This is a genomic window from Lactobacillus sp. ESL0791, assembly GCF_029433255.1.
Taxonomy (GTDB): Bacteria; Bacillota; Bacilli; order Lactobacillales; family Lactobacillaceae; genus Lactobacillus.
On record NZ_JAQTHU010000001.1, the window covers coordinates 583,338 to 601,747 of the forward strand.

Annotated in this window: 22 protein-coding genes, 1 pseudogene and 1 other annotated feature; of the genes and pseudogenes, 17 read left to right on the forward strand and 6 right to left on the reverse strand. The window is 41.6% G+C overall.

The annotated features are described in order from the left end of the window. Window positions 1-4: 4 nt before the first annotated feature. Genes PT285_RS02800 through PT285_RS02810 form a run of 3 tightly spaced genes read left to right on the forward strand, consistent with a single transcriptional unit; the run spans window position 5 to window position 2,455 of the window. Entirely contained in the window at window positions 5-958 is a 954-nt protein-coding gene (locus tag PT285_RS02800) for a branched-chain amino acid ABC transporter permease (RefSeq protein ID WP_277147688.1), read from the forward strand. A 3-nt stretch (window positions 959-961) separates the two neighbouring features. Continuing rightward, window positions 962-1,744 (forward strand): ABC transporter ATP-binding protein, encoded by a 783-nt coding sequence (locus PT285_RS02805; protein ID WP_277147689.1) that lies wholly within the window; start codon window positions 962-964, stop codon window positions 1,742-1,744. After that, window positions 1,745-2,455 carry an ABC transporter ATP-binding protein gene (locus PT285_RS02810; RefSeq protein WP_277147690.1) on the forward strand — a complete coding sequence of 237 codons (711 nt, stop codon included), beginning with the start codon at window positions 1,745-1,747 and terminating at the stop codon, window positions 2,453-2,455. It abuts the gene before it with no gap. 122 nt (window positions 2,456-2,577) lie between these two features. Here the strand turns inward: PT285_RS02810 and PT285_RS02815 are convergent, their stop codons facing one another. Beyond that, on the reverse strand, window positions 2,578-4,320 hold the full coding sequence (locus PT285_RS02815) for a 1-deoxy-D-xylulose-5-phosphate synthase (protein WP_277147691.1): 1,743 nt from the start codon (window positions 4,318-4,320) through the stop codon (window positions 2,578-2,580). 347 nt (window positions 4,321-4,667) lie between these two features. Here PT285_RS02815 and PT285_RS02820 point away from each other — a divergent pair, with 347 nt between their 5' ends. The 6 genes from PT285_RS02820 (at window position 4,668) to rplA (ending at window position 7,624) form a co-directional block, all read left to right on the forward strand. After that, the gene (locus PT285_RS02820) at window positions 4,668-5,108 is read left to right on the forward strand and encodes a hypothetical protein (RefSeq protein ID WP_277147692.1); all 441 of its coding nucleotides are present in this window, start codon (window positions 4,668-4,670) and stop codon (window positions 5,106-5,108) included. 213 nt (window positions 5,109-5,321) lie between these two features. Next, window positions 5,322-5,471 (forward strand): 50S ribosomal protein L33, encoded by a 150-nt coding sequence (gene rpmG / locus PT285_RS02825; protein ID WP_277147693.1) that lies wholly within the window; start codon window positions 5,322-5,324, stop codon window positions 5,469-5,471. A 4-nt stretch (window positions 5,472-5,475) separates the two neighbouring features. Continuing rightward, window positions 5,476-5,646 carry a preprotein translocase subunit SecE gene (secE, locus tag PT285_RS02830; RefSeq protein ID WP_277147694.1) on the forward strand — a complete coding sequence of 57 codons (171 nt, stop codon included), beginning with the start codon at window positions 5,476-5,478 and terminating at the stop codon, window positions 5,644-5,646. A 108-nt stretch (window positions 5,647-5,754) separates the two neighbouring features. Further along, window positions 5,755-6,303 carry a transcription termination/antitermination protein NusG gene (gene nusG / locus PT285_RS02835; protein ID WP_277147695.1) on the forward strand — a complete coding sequence of 183 codons (549 nt, stop codon included), beginning with the start codon at window positions 5,755-5,757 and terminating at the stop codon, window positions 6,301-6,303. Between the two features lie 128 nt (window positions 6,304-6,431). Then, the gene (rplK, locus tag PT285_RS02840; RefSeq protein ID WP_277147696.1) at window positions 6,432-6,857 is read left to right on the forward strand and encodes a 50S ribosomal protein L11; all 426 of its coding nucleotides are present in this window, start codon (window positions 6,432-6,434) and stop codon (window positions 6,855-6,857) included. A 74-nt stretch (window positions 6,858-6,931) separates the two neighbouring features. Continuing rightward, window positions 6,932-7,624: a 50S ribosomal protein L1 gene (rplA, locus tag PT285_RS02845; RefSeq protein WP_277147697.1), complete on the forward strand. Its 693-nt coding sequence runs from the start codon at window positions 6,932-6,934 to the stop codon at window positions 7,622-7,624. A gap of 117 nt (window positions 7,625-7,741) precedes the next feature. On the opposite strand, the gene PT285_RS02850 is transcribed toward rplA, so the two are convergent. Next, window positions 7,742-9,424, reverse strand: coding sequence for a cell wall metabolism sensor histidine kinase WalK (locus PT285_RS02850; RefSeq protein ID WP_277147698.1), 1,683 nt, complete (start codon window positions 9,422-9,424; stop codon window positions 7,742-7,744). A 9-nt stretch (window positions 9,425-9,433) separates the two neighbouring features. Next, window positions 9,434-10,117, reverse strand: a complete 684-nt coding sequence (locus PT285_RS02855; RefSeq protein WP_277147699.1) for a response regulator transcription factor — start codon at window positions 10,115-10,117, stop codon at window positions 9,434-9,436. 325 nt (window positions 10,118-10,442) lie between these two features. Here PT285_RS02855 and PT285_RS02860 point away from each other — a divergent pair, with 325 nt between their 5' ends. The 8 genes from PT285_RS02860 (at window position 10,443) to rplL (ending at window position 16,586) form a co-directional block, all read left to right on the forward strand. Continuing rightward, on the forward strand, window positions 10,443-11,309 hold the full coding sequence (locus tag PT285_RS02860) for a phosphate ABC transporter substrate-binding protein (RefSeq protein ID WP_277147700.1): 867 nt from the start codon (window positions 10,443-10,445) through the stop codon (window positions 11,307-11,309). Between the two features lie 2 nt (window positions 11,310-11,311). Further along, window positions 11,312-12,304, forward strand: coding sequence for a phosphate ABC transporter permease subunit PstC (gene pstC / locus PT285_RS02865; RefSeq protein WP_277147701.1), 993 nt, complete (start codon window positions 11,312-11,314; stop codon window positions 12,302-12,304). A gap of 4 nt (window positions 12,305-12,308) precedes the next feature. Then, entirely contained in the window at window positions 12,309-13,202 is an 894-nt protein-coding gene (pstA, locus tag PT285_RS02870) for a phosphate ABC transporter permease PstA (protein WP_277147702.1), read from the forward strand. Window positions 13,203-13,212: 10 nt separating this feature from the next. Continuing rightward, window positions 13,213-14,013, forward strand: coding sequence for a phosphate ABC transporter ATP-binding protein PstB (gene pstB / locus PT285_RS02875; RefSeq protein ID WP_277147703.1), 801 nt, complete (start codon window positions 13,213-13,215; stop codon window positions 14,011-14,013). 10 nt (window positions 14,014-14,023) lie between these two features. Beyond that, window positions 14,024-14,779, forward strand: a complete 756-nt coding sequence (gene pstB, locus PT285_RS02880; RefSeq protein ID WP_277147704.1) for a phosphate ABC transporter ATP-binding protein PstB — start codon at window positions 14,024-14,026, stop codon at window positions 14,777-14,779. Between the two features lie 17 nt (window positions 14,780-14,796). Continuing rightward, entirely contained in the window at window positions 14,797-15,468 is a 672-nt protein-coding gene (gene phoU / locus PT285_RS02885; protein WP_277147705.1) for a phosphate signaling complex protein PhoU, read from the forward strand. Window positions 15,469-15,500: 32 nt separating this feature from the next. Further along, window positions 15,501-15,627 (forward strand) — a sequence feature (ribosomal protein L10 leader region). A 38-nt stretch (window positions 15,628-15,665) separates the two neighbouring features. Continuing rightward, window positions 15,666-16,178, forward strand: coding sequence for a 50S ribosomal protein L10 (gene rplJ / locus PT285_RS02890; RefSeq protein WP_277147706.1), 513 nt, complete (start codon window positions 15,666-15,668; stop codon window positions 16,176-16,178). 45 nt (window positions 16,179-16,223) lie between these two features. Beyond that, window positions 16,224-16,586 (forward strand): 50S ribosomal protein L7/L12, encoded by a 363-nt coding sequence (gene rplL / locus PT285_RS02895; protein WP_277147707.1) that lies wholly within the window; start codon window positions 16,224-16,226, stop codon window positions 16,584-16,586. 99 nt (window positions 16,587-16,685) lie between these two features. On the opposite strand, the gene PT285_RS02900 is transcribed toward rplL, so the two are convergent. The 3 genes and pseudogenes from PT285_RS02900 to PT285_RS02905 form a co-directional block, all read right to left on the reverse strand. After that, on the reverse strand, window positions 16,686-17,444 hold the full coding sequence (locus PT285_RS02900; RefSeq protein WP_277147708.1) for a site-specific integrase: 759 nt from the start codon (window positions 17,442-17,444) through the stop codon (window positions 16,686-16,688). A gap of 58 nt (window positions 17,445-17,502) precedes the next feature. Continuing rightward, window positions 17,503-17,715: pseudogene (locus tag PT285_RS11425) on the reverse strand (Arm DNA-binding domain-containing protein); the annotation flags it as partial. 392 nt (window positions 17,716-18,107) lie between these two features. Then, window positions 18,108-18,401, reverse strand: coding sequence for an LITAF-like zinc ribbon domain-containing protein (locus tag PT285_RS02905; RefSeq protein ID WP_277147709.1), 294 nt, complete (start codon window positions 18,399-18,401; stop codon window positions 18,108-18,110). Window positions 18,402-18,410: the final 9 nt, after the last annotated feature.

Below are 18,410 nucleotides of genomic sequence, written 5' to 3' on the forward strand. Positions count from 1 at the left end.
CAAAATGAAAAAGAATTGGAAATACATTTTAGCCTGGCTGCTGATTATGATTGCGGGCTTTTGCCTGATTGATGCTCTAATTGCGGTTGGGGTAATTGACAACTTTATTGAAAACATGCTGGTAACGATCGGCATTAATATCATTTTGGCAACAGGACTAAACCTGATTATCGGCTTTAGCGGGCAATTTTCATTGGGCCACGCCGGTTTTATGGCGATTGGTGCTTATGCGACGGCAATTATCACGCAGCGCATGGACAGCAATCTCGGCTTTCTCATTTCGCTGATTGTGGGAATGATTTTGTCAATTATCGTGGCTTTGATTGTTGGTTTTGCGACTTTGCGTCTGCGCGGCGATTATTTGGCAATTGCCACGCTGGGAGCTGCGGAAATTATCCGCAACGTGATCAATAATTTGAAGATTACCGGCGGTTCAAGCGGGATGTTTAATATTCCCCAATATTGTACCTGGGCCACGGTTTATGTCTTGGTCTGCCTGACTACGATTGTTTTACTGAACTTTGTCCGTTCCCGCAGCGGCCGGGCAATCAAGGCTGTGCGCGAAGACGATATTGCTGCTGAAGCAATGGGCATCAACACAACCAAGTGGAAACTTGCTGCTTTTGTCCTAGGTGCAGCGACTGCGGCTATTGCTGGCGGCCTTCACGCATCTTACCTGCAGACAATTGCCCCAAGTGATTTCGGCATTATGGAGTCAATCTCAATTTTGGTGATTGTTGTCTTGGGCGGTGTCGGCAGCATGACCGGGACCTTTCTTGCAGCGATTGTTTTGGGTATTTTGGATACGGTTCTGCAGAACTTCGGTGCTTTAAGAATGGTGATTTACGCTGCTGCCCTAATTTTGATCATGATCTTTAAACCGTCTGGCCTTTTAGGCAACCGGGAATTATCATTAAAGAAGTTGGGTCAGCACTTTACCAGGAAGCAGAGGAGTTAGCGCATGAAACATTTACTTGAAGTTGACCATGTTGTAAAAAAGTTTGGCGGACTAGTTGCCGTTAATGATGTGTCGCTGTATTTAGATGCTAATGAATTGATTGCTTTGATTGGCCCGAACGGTGCCGGGAAAACGACGCTGTTTAATCTGTTAACGGGGATGGTGACACCAACAAGCGGAAAAATAACCTTGAACACGGAACACCATTCGTATGATTTAACGCGTAAGACGGCGACGCAAATTGCAGACTTAGGTTTATCCCGAACCTTTCAAAATATTCGTCTTTTTAAGGACTTGACTGTTTTGGACAATGTCTTAACGGCAATGACCAACAAGTATCATGAAGGCTTTTTGACGACAGTATTACGCTTACCCAGTTTCTACCGGACTGAGCAGGAAATGAAGACCGCCGCACAGAAGTTACTGAAAATTTTTGACCTGGAAAATGAGCAGACGACGTTAGCCAAGAATCTGCCGTACGGAACGCAGCGCCGCCTGGAAATTGTGCGGGCCCTGGCTACTCAGCCGAAGATTCTGTTTTTGGATGAACCAGCTGCAGGGATGAACCCGGAAGAAACTGCTGATTTAACGGATTTGATCAAGTATATTCAAAAAGAATTCAAGATCACGGTGTTACTGATTGAACATGATATGTCGCTGGTAATGAATCTGGCGCAGCGAATTTATGTTCTGGATCAAGGGCAAGTTTTGGCTGCCGGAAAGCCGGAAAAGATCAAGGCTGATCCGGCAGTTATCAAAGCATACTTGGGAGAGGGTGACGATTAGATGGCAATGCTTGAAGTTAAGGATTTACATGTCAATTACGGAGTTATTCAGGCGGTCAAAGGCGTCAGCTTTGAAATCAATAAGGGCGAGATTGTTTCCCTTATTGGTGCCAACGGTGCCGGTAAATCAACAATTGTTAAGACAATTTCTGGATTGCTCAAGCCTAAGGAAGGCACGATCGTTTACCAGGATCAGGAAATTCAAAAGATGAAGGCGCCGCAGATTGTTGCGGCTGGAATCTCCCAGGTTGCTGAAGGGAGGCACATCTTTTCCGGAATGACGGTTTTAGAAAATTTGCAAATGGGTGCTTTTTTACAGCATAACCGAACAGAAACACTCGCCACCTATAAAGAAGTTTTCGAGCGCTTTCCCATTTTGAAACAACGGCAAAATCAGGATGCGGCCACGTTGTCCGGTGGTGAGCAGCAGATGCTCGCGATGGGGCGGGCGTTGATGGCCAGGCCAAAACTGCTGCTTTTGGATGAGCCCTCAATGGGTTTGTCACCGCTCTTTATTCAAGAAATTTTTACAATTATTCAAGAATTAAATAAAAAGGGCACAACTATTTTATTGATTGAGCAAAATGCCAAGCAGGCGCTGGCAATTGCGGACCGCGGTTATGTGCTGGCAACGGGCAACGTCCAGCTGACCGGAACCGGTGCTGAATTGCTGGCAAATCCTGACGTTCAGCGTGTTTACTTTGGTGGCTAATATTATAGTAGAAAAAATACTGATTAACACAGTGAACCGAATATTTATAATTTAAAAAGATGAGAAAGAGGAAGACCATCTAGTATGATTTTCCTCTTTTATATCTAATAATTACGGAATATTTATTTTAGTACTTGCTGGGTATCAGCGATAATTTGCGGAACCGTCAAGTGATTTTCTTTGTAAAGCTGATCAAGTGGTGTTTGATCGGTGTAGACACGCTTTTGCCCGTAGTTAAGAACTTTTACAGCGGATTTTCCTAAATATGATGCGATTTTTTGACCAAAGCCGCCATCAAGAACATCATCCTCCAAGGTAATGATCAGCTGGTGAGTCTGCGCTAGTTGCGCCAATGTCTTTTTGTCTAAAATATTGGCAGACAGGGGATTGACCAAGGTTGCGCCAAGCTGGCTGGCAGCTTCTTGTCCCAACGGATAAAAGTCGCCCAAAGCCAAAACCGCCACCTTTTTTCCTGGCTTAACCTGGTAGTTGATTTCGGAATAATCTGTTAGGGTGCCAGTCAAATTATCTTCAGGAACTGCTTGGGCGGGCATCTTAATTGCTACCGGACGCTGCCGCTGCCTGATTGCCCAGTGCATCATTGCCTTTTCTTCTGCAAGCGTGGTTGGCGCAAGATAAAGCCAATTGGGTAAGTTACTAAGCAGTACTTGATCAAACAGGCCGAGGTGCGTTTTAGGTTGATTGGAAATGCCGCTGCGGCCAACCATCATTACTACGGGTAAATTATTGGCGGCAACATCATGAGACAGCTGGTCAAATGCCCGCTGCAGGAAGCTAGCATTTTCAAACAGCACCGGAATGCCGCCCTCTTTGGCAAAGCCGGCAGCCACGGCGATTGAGTCTTGCTCAGCAATCCCGACATCAAGATAGTTTTCTGGATAATTAATTTTGATTTCATCTAAGGAGAAATTAGCCGGGATCGCGGCATTGATGGCCATAATTTTTTGTCCGGCAGTAATTTCGTCTTTGAGAACATCAATTGCGACAGAATTTGCATCTGCTTTTGTTTTGTTGCTCGTTTTACCTGAAAGTAAGTCGGCTGAAGCCCAGTGATAGTGCTCCTCATCTTTAAGTGCAGGCGCAAACCCCTTGCCTTTCAGCGTGTTAATGTGCAGTACAACGGGGTGATCAATATTTTTGACAGCTTTAAATGCGGCGATCATTGCTTCAAGGCTATTACCATCGGCAACGTAGCGGTAATCAAAGCCCATCGCCGTGAAGGGATTCTCAGGGCTGGTGCCGTTTGAAGCGCGCAGCTTTTTGAGAGCAGTAACCAAGCCGCCGACATTTTTATCAATTGACCATTGGTTGTCGTTGACAACAATGACTAGGTTGCCTTTTTCCCGTGCAGCATTGTTAAAACCCTCAAAGGCCAGTCCACCGGTCATTGCACCGTCACCAATTAGGGCCATGATGTTTTCGTGACCGCCCAGCAAGTCGCGTGCTTTAGCCATGCCTGTGGCCAATGCAATTGAAGTTGAAGTGTGGCCGATGGCAAAATAATCGTAGGGACTTTCTTCGGGATCGGTATATGGGCCAACGTCCTGATAGTGTTCCGGATCCAGCCAGGCTTGTGCGCGTCCCGTTAACATTTTATGGGGATAACTTTGGTGGGAAACGTCCCAGATAATCTTGTCCTTGGGTGCGTTAAAAACATAGTGATAAGCAATTGTGGCTTCGACAATTCCCAGGTCTGGACCTAAATGCCCGCCAAGTGCAGTATCTTTTTCAATGATTAGGGTGCGAATTTCTTTGGCTAACTGTTGCAATTGTGTTAGTGATAATTTTTTTAAATCGGTGGGGCCGGAAATTTTATTTAATAAGTAGTTTGGGTGCTGATTCATGATTGTTCTCCTTAACTGGTAAATAAGATGATTGTTATAATTAACTTCACTTCATTATATATCTATTTTGTTTGTCTGGCGTTCTGATTCTAACCAATTGTTTCAAATATTTGCCAGTTTATAAAAAATTGATTATAATCATAGTAAAGGTTTGATTAGTACCTAGCCAAAAGTTATTGTTAAATCTGTGCGTTTAACGTTAGGTTAAGCTCTTTAGCCTTAAAAGAGATATGGTTGCTGCATTTGTTAATGTAGCGTAAACTGTGTGGCTCAGTTAAAAACTGATTAAGCGTGTCACTTTAAGGGTGATGCGTTTTTTGTTTGTTTCACGATGGAAAGAAATATAGATGTCAGAAATACCACATAATCTTTTCAGAAAATATAACCCTAAAACAAATAAATTGCTTAAGTATCATATGAAAGACTTAAAAAGCTCATATTTGTTTTTAGAAAAAGAAGTGTTTCCGTATTTTTTTACTAGTATTAAAGTTAAGGTAACGAAAGATATGCAAATTAGTTATTCTTTTGAATATGACGGCTTCGTGTCTACAAAAAGTAAAATTATAGCGATTGGACTAAAACATACAAGTTCAGATTTATTTGTATCTAAAACTTTGCTGAATTTGCATTCTATGAAAAAAGAATTGGACGGACAAAGCATTCATCTCTTATTAAGACAAGACAAAACAAAGCAACTAAAAATATCAAAATTGTTGATACAGATCAAAAAATTTCAAGTATCCAGTTGGAGCGCTTCTTTTGAAAGCTATCATGTATGCTTTATTTAAACTAGTAAGTTATTTGTGCCATAATTTTCTTTATTTGTGGTTATGGTCATAGTGAAAAGAATTATTTTGTTGATGAAAGATCAAAAACAATATCAAGTCATTAAATAGTTAGTTGAACATCATGGCAATAAGAAGCTGCGATTCAAGGTATTTTTAAAATAATTGCTTGATTAGCAAATTTTTGCTAAAATAAAGAAGTTTAGGAGTGAGATTATGGCAGTAAAAAAGGCGGCCTTAGCCTGCAGCGAATGCGGCGCGCGTAATTATTCAATCACCGCAAGCCAAAATCGCACCAAGCGGCTTGAGTTGAATAAATTCTGTAAGCATTGTGGAAAAAAGACGTTGCATAAGGAAACGAGGTAGGGCATTGTTTAAGTTTTTGAAGAGCGTTGGACACGAAATGAAGTTGGTAAGCTGGCCAAGTGCTAAGCAGAATCGTCACGATACAATAATTGTTATCGTAGTATCGATTTTGTTTGCAATTTATTTGGGTGCTTTGGACTGGCTGTTTACCAGTCTTGCACAGTGGTTTTTATAATCATAGAAATAATTGTTGATCAGTGCTATAATTTAAGCAAGTTGAAAAGCCCTCGTGTATTTTTGGAGGCTTTTTTATTTGGCAAAAATTCAAGGAGAGAAAATAATAATGGTAGAAACAGCAAAAAAACAATGGTTTGTTCTGCACACTTATGCGGGTTATGAAGACAAAGTCAAGTCTGATCTGCTTTCGCGTGCGCAAAGCATGGGGATGCAGGACTATATTTTTCGAGTGATGGTGCCGGAACAAGAAAAAATTGAAAAGGTCCGCGGCAAAAAAGAAGCGGTTGAGGAAAAAATCTTCCCCGGCTATGTCTTGGTTGAAATGGTGATGACCGATGAAAGCTGGTTCGTTGTCAGAAACACGCCCAACGTTACGGGGTTTGTCGGTTCACACGGTGGTGGGTCGAAGCCGTCGCCGCTGCTTGATGACGAGATTAACCGCTTATTGCGGCAGCAGGGCACACCTGCCAAACGGCCAGCCATCACTTTTGAAATTGGCGAGCGCGTAACGATCATTGACGGTGCCTTTAACGGTGTGGTCGGCAAGATTACCGAAATTCAGCCGGACAAATACAAGTTATTTGTTTCTGTTGACATGTTTGGCCGGGCCACCACAACCGAGCTTGATTATGATCAGGTTAAGAAAATTAATTAAGTAAAAACATGGGCTGTTGAATTTATTCGTAAACGATGATAAAATACAACAGTACTTTTATTATTGTGGGAGGAAAGAACGGAATCTTTCCATTTTAACCACATCACGGAATCAAGGAGGTTTTGACCGTGGCAAAAAAAGTTATTAACGTAGTTAAATTACAAATTCCGGCCGGTGCTGCAACTCCTGCACCCCCAGTTGGTCCAGCTTTGGGTCAAGCAGGAATTAACATTGTTGGCTTTACAAAGGACTTCAATGCAAGAACTGCTGACCAAAAGGGTATGATTATTCCTGTAGTCATCACAGTATATGAAGATCGTTCATTCGAATTCATTACTAAGACACCGCCAGCAGCAGTGCTCTTGAAGCAAGCTGCTAAGATCAAGAAAGCTTCCGGTGAGCCGAACACAAAGAAAGTTGGTAAAGTAACCAAGGATCAAGTGAAGGAAATTGCCGAGACCAAGATGAAGGATCTTAACGCTGCTGATATCGAAGCTGCTATGCGTATGGTTGAAGGTACCGCTAGAAGTATGGGTATCGAAGTCGAAGACTAATCCTGTTATTTATAACAATTTAGGTGGGAGAGTTAACGAAAACTTGTTTGACCACATATTAAGGAGGAAATCACATGCCAAAGCATGGTAAAAAATATTCGGATGCTGCTAAAAAAGTAGATTCAAAGAAATTATATTCGGTAGCAGATGCAATTAAGCTGGTGAAAGAGACTTCATATGCCAACTTTGATGCTTCAGTAGAAGTTTCATATAACTTGAGCGTTGACCCTAAGCAAGCCGACCAACAAATCCGTGGTTCACTTGTTTTGCCTAACGGTACCGGTAAGACACAAAAGGTTGTTGTGTTTGCTGAAGGTCCGCAAGCTGAGCAGGCTAAGGCAGCTGGCGCTGACGAAATCGGTTCAGATGACCTGGTAGAAAAAATTCAAAACGGGTACTTGGACTTTGATGTTGTAATCGCAACCCCAATGATGATGGCAAAGGTTGGTCGCTTGGGTCGGATTCTTGGGCCTAAAGGCTTAATGCCAAACCCGAAGACCGGTACGGTTACAATGGACATCGAAAAGGCCGTTAAGAACGTTAAGGCTGGTCAGGTTGAATACCGGGTTGACCGTCAAGCAGCGATTCATACGGCAATCGGTAAAGTTTCCTTTACTGATGAGCAATTAATTGAAAACTTTGATGCTTTGCGTGACGTCATTTTACGTGCACGTCCAGCATCAGCAAAGGGACAATACATTAAGAGTGTTGCAGTTGCTGCAACCTTTGGTCCTGGGATCAAACTGGACCCATTAAACTTGGACTAGTTTTTTATTAAATCACGTAATTAAAAAAACTGAGAAAAGCTCAGCTTTATAGGTAAGACTGATGGAGAATTATATTTCTCTGTTAGTCTTATTTTTTTGTACACTTTTTAAGTGTTGTTACAGCGGAAGCAAGATCTTGAAACAGCTACCAACACCGAGCTTACTGGTGACAGAAATTTTGCCGTTGAGAGCCTGGACGGCTTGTTTGACAATTGCCAGACCCAGCCCAGTACCAGGAATTTTCTTGTTGCGCGATTTATCCACCCGGTAAAACCGTTCAAAAATGTGTGCCTGATCTTCTGGCGCAATTCCGATGCCGTTGTCACTGACTTCAAGCTTTAAATAGTTGTCAATTTCGTCGTGCTTAAGTAAAAGTGCAATTTTACCCTTGGGCGGGGTATATTTAATTGCATTGCTAGTCAAATTTTGGATAATTTGTGTCAGTGTGTGTTTGTTCGAACTAATCCACGGGTTGCCCTGAATTTGGTAGCTGACCGTAACAGCGGCTTTTTTACTTGCCTGAGCATATTCAGTCAAGGTTTGATTAACCAGTTTCCTGAGGTCAATTCGTTCTAGTTTATTTTGAGTGCTCTGATCAATCTTGGTCAGTGTCAACGAATCTTTAATCAGGTTAGTCAAACGCAAGGATTCTTGCTTGATAATTTTCAAGAATTTTTCACTCTGCTCATGGTCATTCATTGCTCCATTTAGCAATGTGTCAGTGAAACCAATGATGGACGTGACTGGAGTTTTAAGTTCATGACTGACATTACCCACAAAATCGATTTGTTCTTGTTCCACTTGCCTAAATTCCGTTAGGTCATAAAGGATTACAATTACTTGGCGCTGCACCCTTTCTTCTGTGTGGGTGATTCGGATTACATTTGCATCAACTAGGCTATTAGTATCGTTGGTCAATTGGATTTCTTGGTGGTGGTTGCGGTTTTGCTTCATGGTGTGCCTAATCATTTTCTGCAACCGCTCGGTGGTAATATCCTGGTCAAAATAGTGAGGTTCATCAGAAATGTTTTTGCCTAAAATCACGGCCATTGCCTGGTTATGCAGAATTACATTGCCGTTGTGGTCTAGCAGCATCACCCCGACGGGCAGATGTTTCATTAAACTTTTAAACTGCCGCTTGGCAAGAAAATTATCGGTTGCGAGTTTGTCCATTTTATTTGCCAATAATGCAACCGCCTGCTGCAGTTCTACTATTGTTACCTGCTTTTTTGAAGGCTGTTGGTATGCATTTTCGTTTTTATTTGAAAGCAGCTGGTCAAGTTTTTGCTTAAGTGTCCATCGTTTTAGATTTTCTTCATTGAACAGTGTACGTTGCCCGTAAATGATACAGGCCCAAATGACGCCAAAAATAATTGAAAAAAGGATTAACCAGTTGGCAATTGACCAGATGGACCGATATCTTTTCACGATAACTTTTTGGGGACTGGCTTTGGTCGTATCCAGCAGGCAAAACAAGTATTTTTTCTGGTGGTAATAGGTTATATAGGTTGGAAGGTTATCATCCATTTTTTGTTGCGGCAGCAGCTTGTGCACGTATGCTTGCAAATCCGAACGCGGCTTATTGGAATTAGTTACAATCTGCATTTGATGGTGGTCAGCCCAAGCCGTAAGTGTCTGACGGCTGCTTACCTTATCAAGCAGTGCATAATCAGCTTTTAAAGCTGTTAGGTGGTTAATTTGGTCCTGTTTGGCAAATTCCGTAGTTGTAAATAGGCACAAGCTGTAGCTGATTATCCCCAGCACCAATAAAAGCAGTGAGACCTTATTTTTTTGCTTCATTTGACTGCCTCACATTGTTAAGCGGTAGCCGAAGCCGCGCACAGTTTGCAGATACTTAGGTTCTTTAGGATTTTGTTCAATTTTGTCGCGTAAATGACTGATTTGAATGTCAATTGCTCGAGAAGACTGCAATGAAAAAGTAGAGATGTCGCCAAGGTGCTGCGCGATTTGTTCGCGAGTCAGGGTAATGTTGACGTTATCATACAAATATTTGAATAACTTGTATTCAGTTTTAGTTAAAAGGATATGTTTGCCTGCCACCACTGCTTGGAAGTTGTTGTTATCAATTTGCAGCGGTGCATTTGTATTAATATGGTTTGCTTCCGCCCCTTGTCGGCGCAAAACGGCGTTAACCCTGGCAATTAATTCTGTGATTTCAAAGGGCTTAGTAACATAATCATCGGCGCCCAGATTCAGGCCTGTCACCTTGTCTTCTTGACTATCTTTTGCGGTTAAGATGATGATTGGCACCTTATTCTTATCTGCTCGTAAGCGCTTAATAATTTCAAGCCCGCTAATCTTCGGCAACATTAAATCTAGCAGTACGAGTGAAAAAGAAACGCTCTTAAGCAATTCCATGGCTTCTTGACCATCAAATGCTGTCAGCGCATGAAAGTTATTTTGTTCAAGGTTATAGCGCAATAATTCTGAAATTGCAGGATCATCTTCGACAATTAAAATTCGTTTTTTCATCTGGTCCTCCTCATAAATAATTAAACAAACTTTATTTTACACCTAAGATCGGTATTAAAAAAAGCAACTGCAGAGCGCAGTGGAGGAGTGCACCTCAGGCTGCAAGCGGCTGCAGCGGGTGATAGTTCTATTACCAATGATAACTTATTTCAGGTTATAATGGATTATAAATGTTTAACCGTAATCATGTAAAAATTATCTAAAATTTGGAAAATTTACATAACTTTTACATTAAACGGTAGTCATTCTTTACATTGTTCCCTAATAATAAAATTATCATTTGAAGGGACCAATAGCGTCATGATAATTTATGAGGAAAAATAGAATGAAAAGAAAAACCTTACCAAAACTAGTTATTTTCTTATTGTTGTTAGTATCGCTCTTAGACGGGTGCAGCAATGACAGCTCCAAGATTACCATCGTGGGCTCAAGTGCGCTGCAGCCCCTTGCCGAACAGGCAGGCAATGACTATCGTTTAGCACACTCGGGCAGCAATATTGTCGTCCAGGGTGGTGGTTCCGGTACTGGCCTCAGTCAGGTACAGGCAGGCGCCGTGCAGATAGGCTCATCTGATGTCTTCGCGGACACGCAGAAGGGAATTAATGCGAACCAGCTGCATGATTACAAGGTCGCGGTTGTGGGCATCGTTCCGATTGTCAATAAAGATGTTGGTGTTAAAAATCTTTCGACTAAGCAGCTGCGGGCAATTTTTACCGGTAAAATTACCAATTGGTCGCAGGTCGGCGGCAAAAAAGAGAATATTATCGTAATCAACCGTTCCCGCGGCAGCGGTACTCGTGCCACTTTTGAAGATTTGATTCTGCAGGGGCAAGACGCAATGAAATCGCAAGAGCAGGATTCCAATGGTACTGTGAAGAAAATTGTCAATTCTACTCCGGGAACGATTTCTTACATTTCTTTTCCTTATGCGGAAGACAGCAATATCCAGAAACTGAGCATTGACCACATCCAGCCGGTAAATAAAAATATTCCTGATAATAAGTGGCATTTGTGGTCTTATGAGCACATGTATACCAAGGGCAAACCTAACAAGGCCACCGCAGCTTTTCTCAGGTACATGCTGAGTAAAAAAGTTCAAAAGAACCTAATTCCCCAAATTGGTTATCTTAGCGTCAATGAAATGAAAGTTATGCGTGACAGTCATAATAAGATTACGGAAATAGGTAAATAATTATGAGTGAAAAAGAAACAGACTTACAAGAAGTTGTCAATCAAGCATTAGCTGAGCAAAAAGTTCCTCACGTTAAGCTGAAAAAAATCGGTCCCAACAGTGTTGATATTGAAAAATTAACTAAGCCATCTAAAGAAACCCACCAAGAATACTGGGGCCGGGGTCTGACCCTGCTGGCTATTTTTCTGATAGGCCTGTTGGTGGTTTCAATCATCGGTTTTGTTGGTGAACATGGCCTAGCGACCTTTTTCAGCGACCACGTCAATCTTTTTAGTTTTTTGTTTTCTAGTGACTGGAATCCGGGTGCGGGCAACAAGCATGTCGGCGCCGCGGCCATGATTGTTACATCCTTTGCGGTCACCTTGATTGCGGCCTTGATCGCCGCGCCGTTTGCAATTGCGGTTGCGCTGTTTATGACAGAGTATTCGTCTGCTAAAAGCGCCAACTTTTTACAATCGGTTACTGAATTGCTGGTCGGAATTCCGTCGGTTGTTTATGGTTTCTTAGGCTTGAGTGTTGTGGTCCCAGCAATCAGAATGATTTTTGGCGGCACTGGCTTCGGAATTTTGGCAGCCACTCTGATTTTGTTTGTAATGGTACTGCCAACGATTACCTCTTTGACAGTTGATGCCTTTAAGGCGGTGCCGGATGAATTGCGCAAATCCTCGGCAGCCTTGGGAGCAACACGCTGGCAGACAATTTACCACGTGGTGCTGCGGGCAGCCACGCCGCGCATCTTGACGGCAATTATTTTTGGCATGGCTCGGGCTTTTGGGGAGGCTCTCGCTGTTCAGATGGTTATTGGTAATGCGGTTTTGATGCCGTATAACTTGGTTAGTCCGGCAGCCACTTTGACCAGCCAACTGACCAGTCAAATGGGGAATACAGTTATGGGAACCTTACCGAACAATGCCTTGTGGTCGTTGGCACTGCTGCTGCTCTTGATGTCTTTAGTGTTTAACTTCTTAGTGCGGCTAGTCGGAAAGAAGAGGTAATAAGATGAATGCAAAACGAAATGATAAGGTTGCAACAGCCTTAATTTATATTTTTGTTGGTATTGTTGTTTTAATCTTAGCAGGCATCCTAGGTGATATTTTAATTGCTGGTGTTCCCCATCTTTCCTGGCATTTTTTATCATCGTCTGCCTCATCGTTCGCGGCTGGCGGCGGTGTGCGCGACCAATTATTTAATTCTTTGTACTTGCTTGTTTTGACAATTTTGATTTCCCTGCCGATTGCCTTAGGTGCGGCCATTTATCTGGCGGAATATGCCAAGGATAACTGGCTGACCCGGTTAATCAGGACAACGATTGAAATTCTGAGTTCTTTACCTTCAATTGTTGTTGGTCTGTTTGGCTATTTGCTGTTTGTTGTTCAATTTGGTCTAGGTTTTTCAATTATTTCTGGTGCCTTGGCACTAACCTTTTTCAACCTGCCGATTCTGACCAGTAATATTGAACAGGCAATTAATGGGGTTTCGGAGTCGCAAAGAGAGGCGGGCCTTGCTTTAGGCTTGTCTAATTGGAAAACGATTCGCGGGATTGTTCTGCCCGCAGCCTTGCCTGGAATTTTAACCGGAATTATTTTAAGTGCCGGCCGTGTTTTTGGCGAGGCGGCAGCACTGATCTATACCGCGGGGCAAAGCGGCTCAACGATTGATTATTCCAATTGGAATATCTTCAGTCCGACCAGCTTTTTGAATGTGATGCGCCCAGCAGAAACTTTGGCCGTCCATATTTGGAAGGTTAATACAGAGGGAATTATTCCTGACGCAACGCTTGTTTCGGCAGCAACTTCCGCTTTGCTGGTAATTGTTGTCATTATCTTTAATTTTGGTGCGCGGACACTCGGTAATTGGCTGTACCGCAAACTCACAGCCGCTAAGGCTAAGTAAGGTGATTTTAATGGATGATTTACAAACACAAAAAGCTTACCTTAAAACTTTTGATGACGACGAATTAGCACTATCTACCAGCGACCTAAGTGTATTTTACGGCGGCACCGTACAAAAATTGTTTGACGTCAGTTTGGGTTTTAAAAAAAATACAATCACGGCTTTAATTGGCGCCTCTGGGTCGGGTAAGTCCACTTTTCTGCGGTCCTTAAACAGGATGAATGACAAGGTGGCCCGGGTTGACGGGCAGATCATGTTTCATGGGCTGGACGTCAATAAGCATAATATCAATGTTTACGAACTGCGGAAGACGATTGGCATGGTCTTTCAAAAGCCGAATCCCTTTCCCAAATCGATTCGTGAAAACATCACTTATGCATTAAAATCGCATGGGTTAAAAGACAAGAAAGAGCTGGATAAAATAGTAGAAGAAAGCTTGCGGGCTGCTGCCTTATGGGACGAAGTTAAAGATAAACTTGACCAAAGTGCCTTGGCCTTGTCCGGTGGTCAGCAGCAAAGGCTATGTATTGCACGGGCGATTGCAATTAAGCCGGAAATTTTGCTTTTGGACGAGCCAGCCAGTGCCTTGGACCCGGTTTCTACGTCTAAATTGGAAGATACGTTGAAGCAGCTGCGCAGCAAATATACGATGATCATGGTAACCCATAATATGCAGCAGGCCTCAAGAATCAGTGACTATACGGCTTTTTTCCATCTGGGTCACGCACTGGAATATGATGTTACTGCTAAGATTTTTACTAATCCGCAGGGTGAAATTACTGAGAAGTACATTCAGGGTAGTTTTGGATAGGGGATAAAAAATGAAAAATATTGTCACTGCCAAAAATGTTAGACTAAGTTATGGTAAGTTTGAAGCCCTGCACGGAATCAGTCTGGATTTTCCCGAAAAGGAATTAACGGCACTGATTGGCCCGTCGGGTTGCGGTAAATCGACTTTCTTGCGCTGCTTAAACCGGATGAATGATGATATTGCTAATATCAAGATCACGGGTAAAATTTTATTGGAAGACCAGGATATTTATCAATCGCGAATGGATTTGGTCGCGTTACGAAAAAAAGTAGGGATGGTTTTTCAGCAGCCGACACCATTTCCCTTTTCGGTTTATGATAACGTTGCCTATGGCCTGAAAGTTTCCGGCATTAAAGACAAGGAACTGATTAGTCAGCGTGTTGAAGAGAGTTTGAAGCAGGCAGCCATTTGGGAAGAGACCAAGGACAATTTAAAGCGCAATGCGCAAGAATTTTCCGGTGGTCAGCAGCAGCGGATTTGTATCGCACGGGCTTTGGCTGTGCGGCCAGAAGTGGTTTTGCTTGATGAGCCAACCAGCGCGCTTGATCCAATTTCCAGCATGGAAATTGAAGAAACCTTGATGAATTTAAAGCAAAAGTATACTTTTATCATGGTAACGCATAACTTGCAGCAGGCCAGCCGTGTCTCCGACCAGGTTGCATTCTTGATGAACGGCGATTTGATTGAGTCTGGCTCCACTAAAGAAATGTTCATTGCTCCTAAAAATGAAATCACTAGTAATTATTTAAACGGCCGTTTTGGTTAAATCTTTGAGGAAGAAAAATGCACGAAATATTTTTAGATGAATTAAAAAAATTAAACGAACAATTTATGGAAATGGGTGTTTTTGTCAATGATCAAATCGATCAGGGGACGCGTGCCTTTGTTGATCATGATAAGAAAACTGCCAAGGGGATGATTGAGAATGCTGTTGAAATTCCTAAAAAATCTCTGCGGATTGAAAAGAAGTCCTTGGATCTGATTGCGCTGCAGCAGCCAGTAGCAACCGATTTTCGGGTAGTTATCAGTATCTTGAAAGCAACTACTGATTTGGAGCGAATTGGTGAAAATGCTTTGAGTATTGCTCTGGAAACAGTTCGTCTCAAAGGTAATCCACGGATCCCTGATGTTGAGGAAATCATTTCGGGAATGACCCACCAGGTACGGCACATGCTCATTCAAATTTTAACAGCCTATGTTCAAGATGATGAAAAAATGGCGCGTTTAGTTGTCAGCAGCCATGAGCTAGTGATTAAGGATTATATTAAAGCGCGCAAATTAATTGTTGATGGCATTGAAAAAGATCCGAACGCAGCCGTTGCCTCTGCTAGTTACTTTGTTGTTATTAGGCTATTGGAGCGAATCGGTGACCACATTGTCAATCTGGCAGGCTGGGTTGTCTATAAAACAACGGGCAAATTGATTGAACTGAATGATCCGAAAAAAGAATTATAATGGCTTTGCAAAAGCCGTTTGATCTGCTATACTTATCAGAGTAGATTCTACCTAAGACTCGGGTGACGAAAAGTCTTAAAATCCCGCCGAGGCCAGAAGATAATGAAGAATTTTGAATGCTCCATGTCTTGCTTGGCATGGAGTTTTTTTCGGCCTTTAGAGAATTTATCAATTTTTACTAACGGAGGTGAATTCGATTGAGTAAAGCTACTATTGCTGCAAAAGAAAAATTGGTTGATGCTTTTGCAGAAGAGCTTAAGACTGCCAAGGCGATTTTAATAATTGACTATCTTGGTTTAACTGTTGAAGAAGTTACCAACATGCGTAAAGAACTTCGCGATAACGACGTTAAGATGAAAGTTATCAAGAATACTTTTCTTCGCCGGGCCGCTAAGAAGGCTGGCATTGAAGGTTTAGACGATACTTTTGTTGGCCCAACCGCTGTTGTCTATACTGATGATGCTGATGATATTACTGAACCAGCAAGAATTGTTTCTAAGTATGAAGATGACTTTGAAGTTTTGCAAATTAAGGGTGGTATGCTTGAAGGCAAATTGACTTCTAAAGAAGAAATCAAGGAGCTTGCTGCTATCCCTGGCCGTGAAGGCTTGCTCTCAATGCTTGTTTCTGTATTGCAAGCACCTGTGCGCAACTTCGCATATGCTGTTAAGGCTGTTGCTGATTCTAAAGATGAATCTGCTGCAGAATAATGTTGAAAATAATATCTAAATACTAATTTTTTGGAGGATACATAAATGGCTTTAGATAATGAAAAGATTATTGAGGACTTAAAAGGTGCTTCAATTCTTGAATTGAACGACCTGGTAAAGGCTATTGAAGATGAATTTGGCGTTTCAGCTGCTGCTCCAGTTGCTGCTGCAGGTGCTGGCGCTGCTGAAGCTGCTAAGTCAACTTACGATGTTGAATTGACTGAAGCAGGTCAAGAAAAGGTTAAGGTTATTAAGGCAGTTCGTGACATTACTGGCCTTGGCCTTAAGGACTCAAAGGATCTTGTTGATGGCGCTCCTAAGAACGTTAAGGAAGGTCTTTCTGAAGATGAGGCTAACGACATCAAGTCTAAGCTTGAAGAAGTTGGCGCAACTGTAACCCTTAAATAGTTACGGTCCAACTGGACAAACTTAACAAAAACCGCGCAAGCTCAACGATTAGAGCCTGTGCGTTTTTTTAATTTTTCCATTTGTGTACCAAACGTGTACCTACTTGCTAAATAAATCGTTTATTTTGTCCTCTACTTCTTTATCGTTTTTGTTTTTTAGTTCCTCAATCATGTACGCATAAACACCCAAAGTGATGTTTACATTTTTATGTCCTAAGCGTTGGCTTATTGCATAAATATCTACTCCTTGGTATAGAAGCATGGCCACATGACAATGACGCAATGAGTGGACAGTAAACGCGGGGCTTGATAAATTAGCCTTAATCATTAATTTTTTAAGTGCATTATTAACATTACCAGTTAAAGGAATAGTTTGATATCGCTTGTTTTCAAAAACAAAATCAGTTTTGTTAATTTTTAATTCATCTAGAATATCTAGCAATTGTTGGGTAACTTTGATTGTACGGTATGAAGATTCGTTTTTAGTTGGCATAAGTTGGTGGAGCTTTTCACTGTAACTGTGATGGATGTCAATAGTATGTTTATCATAATGAATGTTATGCCAACGCAGAGCTTTTATCTCACTAATTCTAGCACCAGTTAAAATTGCCGTGATTATCATATATGTGCTAGTCGAATTGGTAGATCGATTGTCTAAAGCGACAGCAAACAATTTCTTGATTTCGGCCAGCGATAAAAATTTAACTTTGTCCTTTCTGGTATGAGCTTCATTACCAATAATTTGGGCACCAAAAGTAAAATCACGAGTGATAATTTCATCTGTCATAGCATTTTTTACACAAGCTTTATAAGGGGCACAATTTTTGTTCACAGTATCGGCAGACAGGTTCTCTCCCAACTTATTGCCAAACTTTTGCGACTAATATTCTTAATTTTTGTATTGCCCCAATATTTTTTTAGATGATTGTATGCAGCTCGATATTTAAGCTGTGTACCATATAACTTAAAGAATTTTTACGATAAGTTTCATACCAATCTTTAAAATAATCTACAAAAACGGGATTCTTAACAACGTCAACGCCAGAATTATGCTTAATTTTAATATCCGCCAGCCAATTCGAAGCTTCAGATTTTGTTTTAAAGCCAGCTTTAGATCTACTATGACGTTTGCCTTGCTCATCGTACTAGATGAAGCGAGCTTGCCATTTGCTGCCGCGTTTTGTAATTGCCATTTTTAATTTCTCCTAAATATGATAAAACAGGGTAGACAAAAACCACTGAATTATTCAGTATTTTGCCCACAATTACTAGCTTTTAAGATGAGTTTTCCAGGCTGTTCTTGAAGGCTTTTTAATAAAAAAAGACTGTGGTATTGTCCACAGCCTCTTTGACATTATTTCTTAAAATGGTTGATTAGCCATTCGGAAATAATGCTGGCCAGTATACTAGATACTAAACCAATAATAAATTGTTTCAAAGGCGATTCGTCTCGTAAATCCTAAAGACGATTACTTTAGGTAGCCATTAAGTCCTTCGTGTTTATGCACGAGGGATTTTTTGTTTACTTTTTATATTGAAATTGGCGACCACAATCCATACAAATCATGTCTACTTTCTTGGTCTTTTTGCCAGCAAAACCGGCTAATGCTCCGACTCCACCAGTAAGAATTGTGCCAGCAGCAGCTTTGCCAACCGAAAAACTTTTCTTGTGTTGGCCTATGGCTGAAACATTTGTGGACCTGCATCTAGGGCAACGAACTTTTTTCTGAAATGCTGAATGAATTTCATCCATACCTTCACTTATCTTTGCTAAATTTTCTAAAAAACTAGTCTTGTCTTCTTTATTTGAACTCATTTTTATCTC

What these genes read in the sequence shown, in the direction of transcription:
- PT285_RS02800 (WP_277147688.1), top strand. Translation starts at nt 5, where the DNA reads ATGAAAAAGAATTGGAAATACATTTTAGCCTGGCTGCTGATTATGATT.
- PT285_RS02805 (WP_277147689.1), top strand. Translation starts at nt 962, where the DNA reads ATGAAACATTTACTTGAAGTTGACCATGTTGTAAAAAAGTTTGGCGGA.
- PT285_RS02810 (WP_277147690.1), top strand. Translation starts at nt 1,745, where the DNA reads ATGGCAATGCTTGAAGTTAAGGATTTACATGTCAATTACGGAGTTATT.
- PT285_RS02815 (WP_277147691.1), bottom strand. Translation starts at nt 4,320, where the DNA reads ATGAATCAGCACCCAAACTACTTATTAAATAAAATTTCCGGCCCCACC.
- PT285_RS02820 (WP_277147692.1), top strand. Translation starts at nt 4,668, where the DNA reads ATGTCAGAAATACCACATAATCTTTTCAGAAAATATAACCCTAAAACA.
- rpmG (WP_277147693.1), top strand. Translation starts at nt 5,322, where the DNA reads ATGGCAGTAAAAAAGGCGGCCTTAGCCTGCAGCGAATGCGGCGCGCGT.
- nusG (WP_277147695.1), top strand. Translation starts at nt 5,755, where the DNA reads ATGGTAGAAACAGCAAAAAAACAATGGTTTGTTCTGCACACTTATGCG.
- rplA (WP_277147697.1), top strand. Translation starts at nt 6,932, where the DNA reads ATGCCAAAGCATGGTAAAAAATATTCGGATGCTGCTAAAAAAGTAGAT.
- PT285_RS02850 (WP_277147698.1), bottom strand. Translation starts at nt 9,424, where the DNA reads ATGAAGCAAAAAAATAAGGTCTCACTGCTTTTATTGGTGCTGGGGATA.
- PT285_RS02855 (WP_277147699.1), bottom strand. Translation starts at nt 10,117, where the DNA reads ATGAAAAAACGAATTTTAATTGTCGAAGATGATCCTGCAATTTCAGAA.
- PT285_RS02860 (WP_277147700.1), top strand. Translation starts at nt 10,443, where the DNA reads ATGAAAAGAAAAACCTTACCAAAACTAGTTATTTTCTTATTGTTGTTA.
- pstC (WP_277147701.1), top strand. Translation starts at nt 11,312, where the DNA reads ATGAGTGAAAAAGAAACAGACTTACAAGAAGTTGTCAATCAAGCATTA.
- pstA (WP_277147702.1), top strand. Translation starts at nt 12,309, where the DNA reads ATGAATGCAAAACGAAATGATAAGGTTGCAACAGCCTTAATTTATATT.
- pstB (WP_277147703.1), top strand. Translation starts at nt 13,213, where the DNA reads ATGGATGATTTACAAACACAAAAAGCTTACCTTAAAACTTTTGATGAC.
- pstB (WP_277147704.1), top strand. Translation starts at nt 14,024, where the DNA reads ATGAAAAATATTGTCACTGCCAAAAATGTTAGACTAAGTTATGGTAAG.
- phoU (WP_277147705.1), top strand. Translation starts at nt 14,797, where the DNA reads ATGCACGAAATATTTTTAGATGAATTAAAAAAATTAAACGAACAATTT.
- rplL (WP_277147707.1), top strand. Translation starts at nt 16,224, where the DNA reads ATGGCTTTAGATAATGAAAAGATTATTGAGGACTTAAAAGGTGCTTCA.
- PT285_RS02905 (WP_277147709.1), bottom strand. Translation starts at nt 18,401, where the DNA reads ATGAGTTCAAATAAAGAAGACAAGACTAGTTTTTTAGAAAATTTAGCA.